The 12,611-nt window shown below is 65.2% G+C and carries 12 protein-coding genes; 1 reads left to right on the top strand and 11 read right to left on the bottom strand.

Features of this window, described 5'->3' with window-relative positions:
* Both KBZ04_RS07620 and KBZ04_RS07615 read right to left on the bottom strand, forming a co-directional pair.
* Positions 1-602 (bottom strand): glycosyltransferase family 8 protein (locus KBZ04_RS07620; protein WP_254991353.1); only part of this gene is annotated, 602 nt, incomplete at its 3' end.
* Positions 603-699: 97 nt separating this feature from the next.
* Positions 700-2,619, bottom strand: coding sequence for an ABC transporter ATP-binding protein (locus tag KBZ04_RS07615; protein ID WP_254991352.1), 1,920 nt, complete (start codon positions 2,617-2,619; stop codon positions 700-702).
* Positions 2,620-3,030: 411 nt separating this feature from the next.
* On the opposite strand from KBZ04_RS07615, the gene KBZ04_RS07610 reads away from it, so the two are divergent.
* Positions 3,031-4,179: a TIGR03790 family protein gene (locus tag KBZ04_RS07610; protein WP_254991351.1), complete on the top strand. Its 1,149-nt coding sequence runs from the start codon at positions 3,031-3,033 to the stop codon at positions 4,177-4,179.
* Here KBZ04_RS07610 and galE read toward each other — a convergent pair.
* The 9 genes from galE to KBZ04_RS07565 all read right to left on the bottom strand — a co-directional run.
* Positions 4,133-5,179, bottom strand: coding sequence for a UDP-glucose 4-epimerase GalE (gene galE / locus KBZ04_RS07605; protein ID WP_254991350.1), 1,047 nt, complete (start codon positions 5,177-5,179; stop codon positions 4,133-4,135). The two genes, KBZ04_RS07610 and galE, sit on opposite strands and share 47 nt — an antisense overlap.
* On the bottom strand, positions 5,176-6,144 hold the full coding sequence (locus KBZ04_RS07600; RefSeq protein WP_254991349.1) for a GDP-L-fucose synthase family protein: 969 nt from the start codon (positions 6,142-6,144) through the stop codon (positions 5,176-5,178). Before KBZ04_RS07600 ends, galE begins: the two co-directional genes overlap by 4 nt.
* A gap of 130 nt (positions 6,145-6,274) precedes the next feature.
* On the bottom strand, positions 6,275-7,399 hold the full coding sequence (gene gmd / locus KBZ04_RS07595) for a GDP-mannose 4,6-dehydratase (protein ID WP_254991348.1): 1,125 nt from the start codon (positions 7,397-7,399) through the stop codon (positions 6,275-6,277).
* A 375-nt stretch (positions 7,400-7,774) separates the two neighbouring features.
* The gene (locus KBZ04_RS07590; protein WP_254991346.1) at positions 7,775-8,512 is read right to left on the bottom strand and encodes a Bax inhibitor-1 family protein; all 738 of its coding nucleotides are present in this window, start codon (positions 8,510-8,512) and stop codon (positions 7,775-7,777) included.
* Positions 8,513-8,617: 105 nt separating this feature from the next.
* The gene (locus tag KBZ04_RS07585) at positions 8,618-9,124 is read right to left on the bottom strand and encodes an FUSC family protein (RefSeq protein WP_254991345.1); all 507 of its coding nucleotides are present in this window, start codon (positions 9,122-9,124) and stop codon (positions 8,618-8,620) included.
* A complete protein-coding gene (locus KBZ04_RS07580; protein ID WP_254991354.1) occupies positions 9,121-10,137 on the bottom strand; it encodes a PhoH family protein in 1,017 nt (338 codons plus the stop codon). Before KBZ04_RS07580 ends, KBZ04_RS07585 begins: the two co-directional genes overlap by 4 nt.
* On the bottom strand, positions 10,134-10,571 hold the full coding sequence (gene rpsP, locus KBZ04_RS07575; protein WP_254991344.1) for a 30S ribosomal protein S16: 438 nt from the start codon (positions 10,569-10,571) through the stop codon (positions 10,134-10,136). Before rpsP ends, KBZ04_RS07580 begins: the two co-directional genes overlap by 4 nt.
* A 46-nt stretch (positions 10,572-10,617) precedes the next feature.
* Positions 10,618-12,075, bottom strand: coding sequence for a signal recognition particle protein (ffh, locus tag KBZ04_RS07570; protein WP_254991343.1), 1,458 nt, complete (start codon positions 12,073-12,075; stop codon positions 10,618-10,620).
* The coding region (locus KBZ04_RS07565; protein WP_254991341.1) for an IMS domain-containing protein at positions 12,075-12,611 on the bottom strand (537 nt) is incomplete at its 5' end. The genes ffh and KBZ04_RS07565, both read right to left, overlap by 1 nt.

Raw genomic sequence — 12,611 nt, 5'->3', positions numbered from 1 at the left:
AGGGGCAGCCAGCGGGCTTCCAGCAGGGAGTTCAGCACGTCCTGATCCCAGTGCTTGATGCGCTCGGGATGGGTGCGGGCGAACTCGAGACCCGTGGCCAGGATGTTCTCCCGGCGCCACCGGCCCAGATCAATCAGCATCGCGCCCGCATTGAACACCAGGGAACCCTCGGCCAGGCCAAGGCGGTTGCGGTCGAACTCCTGATTATGTTCCTCGACGGCACCGATGCTGCTTTCCGCCACCAGTGCCGTCTCCCAGAGATCGCGCAGGGAGTCGACGACGATCAGGTCGGAATCCAGATAGAGCACCTTCTCCACCGCATGGGGAAGGGCCGCAGGCAGCAACAGCCGAAAGTAGGTGGCCAGGGTGATGTGGCCGAACACCGGAAATCCCGCAAGCATCTCTTCATCCAGCTGAATGAAGGAGACTGAAGGCAAAAAATCACCCAGATAGGCCGCCAACCGGGCACGTTCGCCGGAATCAATCACGCCGTGAAGGATGTAAACACTGATCGATTCAGCTGGATTGGAAAGCTGAAGGGATTTCAGCATCACGGCGCAGTGCCGGATGTAGTTGTTGTCGATCGTGCAGGCGATGATCATCTCAGGGGTGCCGTCGTGACGGCCAACGCTCTGGTCAATGATCGAACCGGTGAATGTCCTGGGTCGGGGCGATTCATTGGGGGTGCCTCAATGACCATCAGACGGGTGTTGCGGCCTTGAACGACTGTTGTGGATGTTTGGACTGATCACTCCAGAGTTTCGCATACAGCCCTGACTGGGCCAACAGCTCATGGTGTCGACCCCGCTCCAGAATCCGTCCTTCCGACATCACACAGATGACGTCGGCATTGACGATTGTACTGAGTCGGTGGGCGATGACCAGCACGGTGTGCTGGCGTTCGAACTGTTCAATCGCCTGCTGCACCAGACGTTCACTCTGGCTGTCCAGGGCGCTGGTGGCTTCATCAAGAATCAGCAGTTCAGGTTTGCGCAGTATTGCCCTGGCCAGGGAGATTCTCTGACGCTGCCCGCCACTGAGGCGGTAGCCACGTTCACCTATTTTTGTTTCGTACCCCTCGGGAAGGTCGGCAATGAAACCAGCGGCCTGAGCCTTGGCGGCCGCGTCCTTGATGTCGTCGAGGGACGCCCTGTTGACGCCGAAGCCAATGTTGCTGGCGATGCTGGCATTGAAGAGAAAGGTGTCTTGGCTGACGACACCTAGCCGTTGCTGCCAACTGGAGAGTTTGATGTCTCGGAGATCTTCGCCATCGATCAGAATCCTCCCGCCCGTGGGTTCGTACAGACCCGCCAGCAGGTCGGCAATGGAACTCTTGCCAGCCCCACTGGACCCGACCAGGGCCACTGTCTGGCCGCGACCGATCCTGAGCTGAATCGAAGAGAGTGCTGGAGGGAGATTCGGGCTGTACTGCAAGCTGACATCATCGAGTTGAATGCCACTTTTGAGGGCCGTGAAAGGTATCCCTCCGGATCTGACAAAATCTTTGTCATCGTCACGAAGGATTTCGTTGAGGCGCTCCACATTGGCGCTGTTGGCGGCATAGCCCGTTGCCAGTCCTGTCAGGCTGCCGACACGCTGATTGAGTCTCTGCAGGGCAATGATGAAGGTGACCAGACTTGGCAGTACACCACTGCTTCGGTCCTTGAACACCAACAGGCTCAGTGCGGCAATCAGAGCAATGGAGATGATCGGCAACATATTAGAGATCGGCTGCACCATGTTCGATAGCTTGCTCTGCCTGATGGAGAGCCGTTTGCTCTCGCTGAGCAGCGATTTAAGTCTGGCTCGAGAGCTCTCCAGTTGGCCAGTGCTGTGCAGTAAACGGAGGCCCTGAATTTGCTCATTCTGATGGCTCGAGAGCTCAACACCCACGCTCTGCTGTTCACGTGAATTCCTGCGAATACGGGGCAACAGAAACTTCTGAACTGTCTGCATCACAGCAGCCATGCCGATGGCAACCAGCAGCAGCCACGGGGAAATGGCCACCAGGATCAACACATAAATCAGCAGCTGCAGGCTGTTCATCAGCAGCCCGTTGGCCAGAGAGATCTCCTTCTGGACAGTGCTGCCCCCGGAGCCGACGTAGTTGAGCAGGTCGCCGACGCGGTAGCGACTGGCGCAGCCGAAACTCAGTGACAGCACTCGGTCGTTCAGATTGCCGGTGATTTCCGTGCCCATCCGGGCCCCCATCACGGCGGTGCAGACGCTGTTCACATAGGTGGTCGCCGCCATCAGGCCCTGCAAGGCAACGGCGGCGATCAGCAGAAGGATGAAAATTCCGTCGCGCCCTGTGCGGGTGCTGAGGGTTGCGCTGAGCCAGTCCTGGAGCCAGGGGAGCTGGTTCAGGGATCCAAGGACCGATATTTTGCTCCAATCGCTGTTCTCAGGAGCACTGATCAGGCTCACCGAGAGAAAGATGATCCCGAGGGTGGCGCCCTCGCTGAGGCTTGCGGCCAGGCTGGTGAAAAAGTTCAGCGCCAGCAGCTTCCAGTTTTTCTTCGCCGATTGCCGAATCAGGCGCGCTGCAGGTCTCTGGTCGGTGAAAGGAGCAAGCAGGGAGCTGGGGAGACGTCTGGCGATGCGATGGAGAAGCGGCATCAACGGCGAGGCAGAAAGGGATCTGAAACGTTCAAGTCAAGGGTCCAGGCTTCAACGGATGAAGGTCGCTGGTTGGCATGTCTTTGTCAGTGACGCATCTGATCGGGTCGATTGATCAGGGTCCCTGAACCGGGTTTGGGCACATGGTCAGTCTGCAACCGAGGATCAACAAGCCGCTTGATCTGAAATCTAGGCCGTCATCGGGAGCCTGCACCAACGTTGTCTGGACCTACGATCTGGTGTGTGCCCAGGTTGGCGCTGGGGGCGGGACTCCCTCCAAACCCTCGGTCCGAGCGCCAGAACCGGCACCCAACCTGGTCTCACCCGGCTCGCTGGTGTCCCAGAGTCCACTGATTCCGCCAGGTCGCCGGGCCTTCCGCCGCCGCGTCGGCCAGCCTTCTCCCCCTCCCCATGGCCGCTGGGTCGTTCCGTGGACGGCTGTCGACCCCCTTCCGGCGCCGGCTCTCCGCCTTTCTTTCGCTGTTGCTGCTGCTGGCGGTGGCCGCCAGCGAGACCCTCCCGCGCCGGTCGCGGCCCATCGGCCGTGGGGCCTCCCCGCTTGGGCCTCTCGACCATCGGCACCTGGCCATCATCATCAACGCCGCCGATCCCCTCAGTGAGACCATCGGCCGTGCCTACCAGGGCGCCCGCCTGATTCCCGCTGATCAGGTGATCCGGGTGCGCTTCTCCCCCAGGACAGAGGCGTTGAGTCCATCGGAATTCCGCCGCATCAAGCGCGCGGTGGACAGCCGGACCCCAGGCCATGTCCAGGTCTATGCGCTGGCCTGGGCGGCCCCTTACCGGGTCGGCTGCCAGTCGATCACCAGTGCCTTCACCTTCGGCCTGGATTCCCGCTTCTGTGCCAGCGGTTGTCGGACCACCGCCCTGAGTCCCCTGTTTGCCCGTGGCGATGTGCGCCGTCCCTGGGATCAGCTGGGGATTCGGCCCAGCATGTTGCTGGCGGCGACCAGTCCGGAGATGGCCCGGCGCTTCATCCAGAAGGGTGTGGCTTCCGATGGCACGGCGCCGGAGGGGACGGCCTACCTGCTGAGCACCGGTGACGCCAGGCGCAACACCCGGGCCGCCGGCTATGGGCGGGTCGTGGCGGCCATGGGATCACGGTTCCGGGTCAGGGTCGTCGCTTCCGATGCCCTGGTGGGGGCCCAGGACGTCATGGCTTACTTCACCGGACTGGCCTTCCCCGTGGGCATCCGCACCAACCGCTTCCGGCCGGGAGCGGTTGCCGACCATCTCACGTCCTTCGGAGGGAAGCTGACCGACAGTCCGCAGATGAGTGCGCTTCGCTGGCTTGAGGCCGGTGCCACCGGCAGCTACGGCACCGTGGTGGAGCCATGCAACTTCCCGGCCAAGTTTTCCGATCCCGGCCTGCTGCTCACCTACTACCGCCGAGGCGACACCTTGATCGAGAGCTACTGGCGCAGCGTGGCCATGCCCGGCCAGGGTGTGTTCATCGGCGAGCCCCTGGCCCGGCCCTGGCCGGTGCGTGGGGGACTCAACCCTGGTGACGCCGCTGGTGCCAGGCCCAGGCGTGCTCGATGATCGTTTCCAGTTCGGGGAAGCGGGGCCGCCAGCCCAGTTCCTGGTGGGCGCGGGAAGCGCCGGCCACCAGATGGGGAGGATCACCCTCCCGCCGTCTGGCCACGTGGGCGAGCAGGCCGCGGCCGGTCACGGCCTTGGCGGTTTCGATCACCTGCTGAACCGAGTAGCCGGTGCCGTTGCCCAGGTTGAAGATCAGGGGTTTGCGCTCGGACTCCTCCCGCTCCCTCAGCCGCAGCAGCCTCTCCAGGCCAAGCACATGGGCATCGGCCAGATCGGCCACGTGGATGTAATCGCGGATGCAGGTGCCATCCGGGGTGGGGTAATCGTCGCCGAAGATCTGCAGATAGGGCTCCCGACCGCTCATGGTGTCCAGCACCCTCGGGATCAGGTGGGTTTCCGGATCGTGGTCCTCCCCTAGGTCGCCGTCGGGATCGGCACCGGCGGCATTGAAGTAGCGGAAGATGACGCTTGGCAGGCCATAGGCGGCCGCGAAATCGGTGAGCAACTGCTCCACCATCCACTTGCTGCGGCCGTAGGGGTTGATCGGAGCCTGGGGATGGTCTTCGGTGATCGGAACCTGCTGGGGGATGCCGTAGGTGGCGCAGGTGGAGGAGAAGACGATCGGCAAGGGACGCTCGGTGGCCACCAACGCCTCCAGCAGGGTGAGGGTGTCGCCCAGGTTGTTGCGGTAGTACTTGGCTGGATCGGTGACGGATTCACCCACATAGGCGTAGGCGGCGAAGTGGAGGACAGCCTCGATGGGCTTGCCCTCCAGGGCCGTCCCATCGAGGGCGGGGTGGCGGCCGCGCAGCAGCGGCTCCAGCACTTCGCGGTCGCCGACCTGGCCGAGCACCAGGGGGACCTTCAGGGTCTTCTCGACGATGTCGGCATGGCCATAGACCAGGTTGTCGAGAACCACGGGTTGGTGCCCCGCCCGGGTCAGGGCCTTGACGGCATGGCTGCCGATGTAGCCAGCTCCTCCGGTGACAAGAACCCTCACAGTCGCACCTCAGCGCCGCTGGACCGCTCGCAGACGAACTCCGCCACGGTGCGCCGCAATCCCTCCTGCAGCGGAATCGCGGATCGCCAGCCCAGGGCAGCCAGGCGGCTGACGTCCAGCAGCTTGCGCGGAGTCCCGTCCGGCTTGGACGTGTCCCAGCTGATTCGGCCTCGGAACCCCACCGCGTCGGCCACCATCGTGGCCAGCTCCTGAATGCTCACGTCTGTTCCTGTCCCCACGTTGATGTATGGCCTCTCCTCGGGGCCGGGTTGCCAGTTCTGCAGGCAGAACAGCGCCGCAGCCGCCAGATCATCTGCGTGGAGGAATTCGCGGCGCGGCCGGCCGCTCCCCCAGCACACGACCTCCTCGGCTCCGGCTTCACGGGCTTCCTGGAAGCGCCGGATCAGGCCGGGCAGCACATGGCTGTTGGTGGGATGGTAATTGTCTCCGGGGCCATAGAGATTGGTGGGCATCAGGCTGATGGCGTCGAAGCCATGCTGTTGGTGCAAGGCACGACACAGCTGGATGCCGGTGATCTTGGCGATCGCATACCACTCGTTGGTGGGCTCGAGCGGCCCCCCGAGCAGGGCCTCCTCCCGGATGGGTTGGTCGGCCAGCTTGGGGTAGATGCAGCTGCTGCCCAGGAACAGCAGGCGGCGGCTGCCTTGCCGCCAGGCATTCTCGATCACGTTCTGCTGGATCTTCAGGTTGTCGAGCAGGAAATCGGCGGGGTAGGTGGCGTTGGCCAGAATGCCGCCCACCCTGGCGGCCGCCAGCACGACCACATCGGGCCGCTGGTCGGCGAACCACGCCGCCACGGCAGGGCCATCCATGAGATCCAGCTCCGTGCGGCTCACCGTGAGCAGCTGCTGGTGGCCTTCCTCCTTGAGGCGTCGGGTGATGGCAGAGCCGGCCATGCCGCGATGGCCGGCGATGAAGATCCGATCGTTCGGTGAAATCAGCATGCGGAAAGCCTCAGGCCCCTGGGCCGTTGCGCGAGGTGGAAAATCTCTGTTGACGGCACCGTTACTGCCGTGATCGGCTGCGGCGAGAACTGGTCACAGACCTGACCATAGCGGCGTTTCGGATCTCTCCTCACGGTGCGGTCTTGAGTCCGACCTGGGGAGGATTCTCCATGGAGCCGACGACCTTGAAGCCCTCCCGGCGCAGGGTGGCCTCCTCGGCGGCTTCCTCCTTGTCGGTGGCGACCATTTCCGCCACCAGCTCCTCCAGGGTGGTGGTGGGCGTCCAGCCCAGCCGTTCCCGCGCCCGGGTCGGATCCCCGAGCAGGGTCTCCACCTCCGCAGGGCGGAAGTACCGTCGATCGATGCGCACCACGGTGGCCCCCGTGTCGCGGCGGGCTCCTGTCTCCTCGACTCCCGTGCCTTCCCAGGCAATGCCGCCCCAACCCAGTTCCTCGGCGGTGAGCTCAATGAACCGTCGCACCGACTCCTGGCGACCCGTGGCGATCACGAAGTCTTCCGGGTGGTCCTGTTGCAGCATCCGCCACTGCATCTCGACGTAATCCCTGGCGTGACCCCAGTCGCGAAGGGAATCGAGATTGCCCATGAACAGACCCTGATCAAGCCCGGCGTCGACACGCGCCAGCCCGCGGGTGATCTTGCGGGTCACGAACGTTTCGCCCCGTCGGGGACTTTCGTGGTTGAACAGGATGCCATTGCAGGCGTACATGCCGTAGGCCTCCCGGTAATTGACCGTGATCCAGTAGGCGTAGAGTTTGGCCACGCCGTAGGGGCTCCTGGGATAGAAGGGCGTGGTTTCCTTCTGGGGGATCTCCTGCACCAGGCCGTAGAGCTCACTGGTGCTGGCCTGGTAGATGCGGGTTTTTTCCGTCAGCCCGAGAATGCGAACAGCTTCCAGAATTCGCAGTGTGCCCAAGGCATCGGAATTGGCTGTGTATTCGGGGCTTTCAAAACTCACGGCCACGTGGCTCTGGGCCCCGAGGTTGTAGATCTCATCGGGTTGGATCTGCTGAACGATCCGGATCAGGTTGGTGGAGTCCGTCAGATCCCCATAGTGCAGAACCAGTCGAGGATCCTGTTCATGGGGATCCTGGTAAAGGTGGTCGATCCGGTCGGTGTTGAAGCTGCTGGCCCGCCGCTTGAGTCCATGCACCACATACCCTTTCTCCAGGAGTAACTCCGTCAGGTAGGAACCGTCCTGACCGGTGATCCCGGTGATCAGAGCCGTTTTGGTCATGGAGTTTTCAGTGCATTCAAGGGTTGAAGTGGCTCGCTGAACGGCCCGTGGGTGCAGGGAGCACAACGGCCTTGGAGAGAGCCACCATGATGGATTGAAATCCCAGGCATCTTAACCGGTAGCTCGTAACGGGTCCGAAACTGACACCTGCCGCGGTCGCTTCAGTCCTGTCATCTGGGGACAGCGGCGGCAGGGAGGGGGTTCACAGGCCTCATGCCCGCTGGTCATGGCGACGGAGTTCTTCTTTCCCCTCCAATACGTGTTGGAAGACCTTCGGCAAGACCTCGGGAGCGCTGAACCTCTCTGGCAGAAAAATGGGCCTGTCCATAGAGGACAGGCCCAGCCAAGGTATTCAGGCAGAAGCGGCTGAAGGCTTCAGTCGCGTCGACCGCCACCCTGAAGAGCAATGATCAGCCTCAGGATGAAGACGAAGAGGTTGATGTAGGTCAGGTACATGCCCAGGGCGCCTGCCAGGTATTGGTCGTCGCTGTAGGTGCGGGGCATCGTGTAGAAATCGACGAAGGCCGCTCCCACGAAGATCACCGTGCCGAAGCCGGCGATCATCAGCTCGAAAGTACCTCCAGTGAAGATGGTCGGGGCAAACAGGCCACCCACCAATTGCACCACCATGGCGATCACCAAGCCGATGATGCCCAGGCCAACCACTCCGCTGAGGGCCTGGCCGACGTTGTCGCTCATGCGGCGGCCAAAAAAGGAGGCGATCACGAAGGTGATGCCCGTGGCCAGGGCGGCGGTGCCGACGGCGCCGACGCCGGCCGCGGTCACGGCATAGCTCACGATGCCGCTGAGTGTGAAGCCGGTGATCAGGCTGTAGGCCGTCAGGATCGGCAAGGCGGTGCCGGCGTTGCCCTTCGTGGCGGCGTTCTGGGCCACGAAGAAGAGGATGAAGTTGCCGATCAGGGCCACCCAGAACAGGGGCATGAACAGGGCCGGGGCACTGGCCATGAGGGACATGCCACCCAGGACACCACCAGCGGTGAGCACCATGCCGCCGCCCACGTAGGGCAGGGCCTTGTTGACCACGTTGGGTCCGATCAGGGCGCTGGACTGGGCTTCGCGGATCGCTTCCTGAAAGTTGCTGCGGGCCGGCATGGCGCTGGCATTTCAAACTGAATCCATCTTGCCAGTGGCCCCTGGGTTGCGGCGGGGGCGCCGGTTCGGATCTCCCCATGCGGCCCCCCGTCATGGAGCCAGGCCTCAGCCGTCGCCCCCGGGCCGGCGGCCCGATCCGGGCCAGAGCCACACCGCCAGCAGGGCGACACCCGTGCCGATGCAGGATTCCAGAAAGCGCAGCAGGGCATTCACACCCGGACTCAGGGCCGGATCCAGGCTGCCGGTGACCATCACGACGACCACCGTGATCGCCGCCAGACGGCCGTGGCTGGGCACGTTGATCGCCGCGCAGATCACCACCGTGGCGAAGATCGCCGCCGCCATGCCGAGGGGGTGGAAGGGCAGCAGCGTCAGGTACACCGCACTGGTGATGGCACCGATCGCCGACCCCAGAATCCGCAGCGAGGCAGAAGTGGCCGCATCCTTGCGGGTCACCTGGGTCACGACGACGGCGGAGATCGCCGACCAGAGGGCGCCGATCTTGGGCAGATAGCCCGGAAAAAGGCTCGTGAACCAGAAGCCCAGAAGGTAGGCCACCAGTGCGGCCACCGCGATCTGGGCCGGAATGCGCAGTCGTTCGGCGCTGTTCATGGTTCCGATCGGGCTGGCGGGCCATCCGTCCGCTTCCGGGCGGGGGGGGCCGGCGCCCGGGCATCGCGACGGGCGTAGGCCTGCACCAGCCGCTGCACCAGCGGATGGCGCACCACGTCCGCGTCGGAGAAGCGGCAGATCGCCACCCCTTCGACGCCGGCCAGCACCTGCTCCGCCTCCACCAGGCCGCTCAGCTGGCCCGGGGGCAGGTCGATCTGGGTGGTGTCGCCCGTCACGACCATGCGGGAGTTCTCCCCCAGCCGCGTCAGCACCATCCGCATCTGGGCACAGGTGGTGTTCTGGGCCTCATCGAGGATCACGAAGGCATCGGCCAGGGTGCGGCCGCGCATGAAGGCCAGGGGCGCCACCTCAATCACCCCCTTCTCCAGGAGCTGGCTGGTGCGCTCCTGACCCAGAAGCCCGTGAAGGGCGTCGTAGAGGGGGCGCAGATAGGGATCCACCTTCTGCTGCAGGTCACCCGGCAGAAACCCCAGCCGCTCACCGGCCTCCACCGCGGGTCGGGTCAGCACCAGCCGCTCCACCTTGCGCTCCTGCAGCATCCGCACGGCCAGGATCGTGGCCAGGAAGGTCTTGCCGGTGCCGGCGGGCCCGATCGCCAGGGTCAGGTCGTGGCGTTCGATCGCCTCGACATAGCTGTTCTGCCGCAGGGTGCGGGGACGCAGGGGTCTGCCGTTGACGCTGGTGGCCAGCACCTGGAGGCCCATGCTGCGGTGCTGGTCGGAGCGCCCGGTGTCCAGGGCCGTCAGGGCGGCCTGGATGTCCACTGGGCTGATGGGCTCCCCCCGTTGCCAGAGGGACTCCAACAGCTTGATCACGGCCAGGAGTCGCTCGACCTGGGTCGTACGGCCCCGGATCTGCAGATCCAGGCCCCGCAGGACGATCTGGGTGCCCGTCAGGGCTTCCAGCCGCCGCAGGGAGGCACCATCACGGCCCGCCAGGGCGACGGCGGCGCTGCCGTCAGGCAGGGCAAACGTGGAGGAGAGCTCGCTCAGGCCTCGGTGGCAGCTGGTTCGGCAGCGGCAGCTTCGGCAGCGGCAGCGGCCGCTTCGGCGGCGGCGGCAGCCTCAGCGGCCTGCTTGGCAGCCTCGGCTTCCTTGGCGGCGGCCGCTTCCTTGACCGCAGCGGCGGCGGCCTCCTCACGGGCCGCAGCCTGTTTGAGCTTGCCGACGGTCTCGGCCGGACGGGTGGTCTTCTCGATCAGACCTCCCTTTTCGAGCAGGGTGCGCACGGTGTCCGTGGGCTGGGCCCCCTGGCCGAGGCGCAGGCGGATGGCTTCGGTGTCCAGGCGCGTTTCCTTGGTGCGGGGGTTGTAGAAACCCAGCTCCTCGAGCGGACGGCCATCGCGGCGGGAGGTGCTGTTGGTGGCCACCAGACGGAAACTCGCTTCCCGTTTCTTGCCGAACCGCTTCAGCCGGAGCTTGATCATCTGGAAAAGGGTGCTCGAAATGCAGCCCCCAATCCTACAGGCCGGTTCACAGCTGGCCGAAGCCCTTGCGCTTCTTGGCCGGCTTGGGGGGCCTGGGTGGCTTGCCGCCGCCGCGGCCACCAGGAGCCCCCATGCCCGGCATCCCGCCCATCCCTGGAAAGCCACCCATGCCCGGCATCCCAGGCATGCCCGGCATTCCCGGCATGCCTCCGCGGCTCATCTGCTGCATGAAGCCGCGCATCTTCTGGAAGTCGCTGAGAACCTTGTCGACGTCGGCCGGCGTGTGGCCACTGCCGGCGGCGATGCGGCGGCGCCGGGAGGGCTGGGAGGCGAGCAGTTCGGGCTGGCGGCGCTCGGCCTCAGTCATCGAGCCGATCATGGCCTCGATGCGCTTGAGCTGGCTCTCCCCCTGTCGCAGCATGCCGTCGTCGATCTTGTTCATCCCCGGGATCAGCTTCATCAGCCCGCCCAGGGAGCCCATGCGCTTGATCAGGCGCATCTGCTGCACGAAATCGGAGAAATCGAAGCTGGCTTCCTGCAGCTTGCGCTGCATCTTCTCCACGTCGGCCAGCTCCACCTCCTTGGTGGCTTTCTCCACCAGGGTGAGCACATCGCCCATCCCCAGGATCCGGCTCGCCATCCGCTCCGGGTGGAACGGCTGCAGCGCCTCCACCTTCTCGCCGGTGCCGATGAACTTGATCGGCGCACCGCTCACCTTGCGGATCGAGAGCGCCGCCCCGCCGCGGGAATCGCCATCCAGCTTGGTGAGCACGGCGCCGGTGATGCCCACCTGCTCATGGAAGGCGCGGGTGAGTTCGGCGGCCTCCTGGCCGATCATCGAATCCACCACCAGCAGCACCTCATCCGGGGCCGCCGCCTCCCGGATCCTGACCATCTCCTCCATCATCAAGGCATCGATCTGTAGCCGGCCGGCGGTGTCCACCAGCACGGTGTCGAAGCCCTCGTTCCGTCCCTTGGCCACGCCGGCGGCAGCGATCGCTTCCGGCTTGGCGTCACTGCCGAGGCTGAACACCTCCACGCCGATCTGGCGGCCCAGGGTCTGCAGCTGGTCGATGGCGGCCGGCCGGTAGACGTCGGCGGCCACCAGCAGGGCACGCCGCCCCTGTTCCTTGAGGTGCAGGCCCAGCTTGGCGGTGGCGGTGGTCTTGCCGGCCCCCTGCAGACCGGCCATCAGGATCACGGTGGGCCCGTCCGTCGCCCGGGCCAGGGGCGCGTTGGCGCCCCCCATGGTGTCGACCAGCTGCTCGTGCACCAGCTGGATGAACTTCTGATCCGGGCTCACTCCCCGCACCACCTCGGCCCCCACGGCCTTGCGCCGCACCTCCTCGACGAACTCCTTCACCACCGGCAGGCTCACATCCGCCTCCAGCAGCGCCCGTCGCACCTCCCTGAGGGCACCGTCGACGTTCGTTTCCGAGATGGCCGCCTGGCCGCGCAGTCCCTTGACCGCGTCTTCAAAGCGCTGGGAGAGTTCGTCGAACATCAGTTGAGGGATTGGGTGGCCGCCAGGCGCCAGCTGTCGCCGTCGCGTCCGAATACATAACCATTGCGCAGCTCCAGCGGCGCCGTGGTTTCCACCACCGCCCCGTTCGCATCGAGGCGCCGGTCGCTGTAGCGCAGCCGGGCGACGGCGACGACGCGCCGGGGGCCGCTTTCCGACAGGCTGAGTTCGATGATCTGAACGTCCAGTTTCTGGGTCTGGCCCCGGGCGACATCGCCGCGGCGCTCGCGGGCGAGCAGGGCCATCGGCCCTTCCCTGGCGATGCGATCAAGGTCCGGAGGGGTAGGCTCGCCCGCCAGCACACCGCTCTTGACCGTCAGCCAGTTCTCCAGCAGGCGGCGCACCTGGGCCGCATCGGGACGGCTCACGGTGAGTGGGGTGATGCGCAGTCCGACCACAGGGGCAGGGGCGGGTTTCGGAGCGGGAGCCGGAGCGGTGACCGGCGGTGCCGGCGCCGGTGGCGGCGAGCTCTGGCGCTGCCGCAGCCCCCAGGCAGCGGCCAGCACCAGCACCAGGGC

The sequence above is a fragment of the Cyanobium sp. N5-Cardenillas genome, from assembly GCF_024345515.1.
Taxonomy (GTDB): Bacteria; Cyanobacteriota; Cyanobacteriia; order PCC-6307; family Cyanobiaceae; genus Cyanobium.
This window is presented reverse-complemented; position numbering and strand designations above follow the sequence as displayed.

Excerpts from the sequence above, each read along its gene's own strand:
- KBZ04_RS07600 (WP_254991349.1), bottom strand. The coding sequence starts at position 6,144 with ATGCTGATTTCACCGAACGATCGGATCTTCATCGCCGGCCATCGCGGC.
- KBZ04_RS07585 (WP_254991345.1), bottom strand. The coding sequence starts at position 9,124 with ATGAACAGCGCCGAACGACTGCGCATTCCGGCCCAGATCGCGGTGGCC.
- gmd (WP_254991348.1), bottom strand. The coding sequence starts at position 7,399 with ATGACCAAAACGGCTCTGATCACCGGGATCACCGGTCAGGACGGTTCC.
- KBZ04_RS07610 (WP_254991351.1), top strand. The coding sequence starts at position 3,031 with ATGGCCGCTGGGTCGTTCCGTGGACGGCTGTCGACCCCCTTCCGGCGC.
- rpsP (WP_254991344.1), bottom strand. The coding sequence starts at position 10,571 with ATGATCAAGCTCCGGCTGAAGCGGTTCGGCAAGAAACGGGAAGCGAGT.
- KBZ04_RS07590 (WP_254991346.1), bottom strand. The coding sequence starts at position 8,512 with ATGCCGGCCCGCAGCAACTTTCAGGAAGCGATCCGCGAAGCCCAGTCC.
- ffh (WP_254991343.1), bottom strand. The coding sequence starts at position 12,075 with ATGTTCGACGAACTCTCCCAGCGCTTTGAAGACGCGGTCAAGGGACTG.
- KBZ04_RS07615 (WP_254991352.1), bottom strand. The coding sequence starts at position 2,619 with ATGCCGCTTCTCCATCGCATCGCCAGACGTCTCCCCAGCTCCCTGCTT.